Below are 502 nucleotides of genomic sequence, written 5' to 3'. Positions count from 1 at the left end.
AGAATGTAGCCGTCGCCGTACTCACATACCCGACAGCGCCTTCGACCAGCGCGATCGATACAGTACCGCGGCGCAGGCCGACCAGATTGTCGATTTCGGATCGGATTCTAAGAAGATCACGGCGCCATCGACGTACGCCGTCGACGAGGACCTCGCCGGCTGCGGTCATGCGCATTCCGGTTGCCGTCCGCTCAAATAGCTTGGTGCCGAGTTCCTCTTCGAGTTGGATGATCTGCCGGTCGACTGCAGAGGGAGCAATATGCAGGACATCGGCGGCACGACGCAGGGCACCGCGCCGTGCCACTTCGTCGAAATAAATAGCGGCTCTTCCTAATAGCACGACGCTTCCTTTCACCTGCTCACATTATGCGAACGGCGCTTCCACATTTCTGCGATAGATAAGGACGCGAAGCAATGGCATTTGTGGCGGCAAGAAAAAATACGCTGGGGAGGTCTGACGGCTGCGAGGGCTGACCGATTATAGAGAGCATTTAGGGGGAAA

The 502-nt window shown here is 57.2% G+C and carries 1 protein-coding gene; it reads right to left on the bottom strand.

The features are described from left to right. Positions 1 to 355: LysR family transcriptional regulator (locus AACY52_RS30280; RefSeq protein WP_339561375.1), on the bottom strand; the 355-nt coding region annotated here is incomplete at its 3' end. Between the last annotated feature and the right edge of the window lie 147 nt (positions 356 to 502).

Source organism: Pseudomonas sp. EA_65y_Pfl1_P113 (assembly GCF_963970525.1).
Taxonomy (GTDB): domain Bacteria; phylum Pseudomonadota; class Gammaproteobacteria; order Pseudomonadales; family Pseudomonadaceae; genus Aquipseudomonas; species Aquipseudomonas tritici.
The sequence above is the reverse complement of the archived record's forward strand: the minus strand, read 5'-3'. Positions and strand labels throughout refer to the sequence as shown.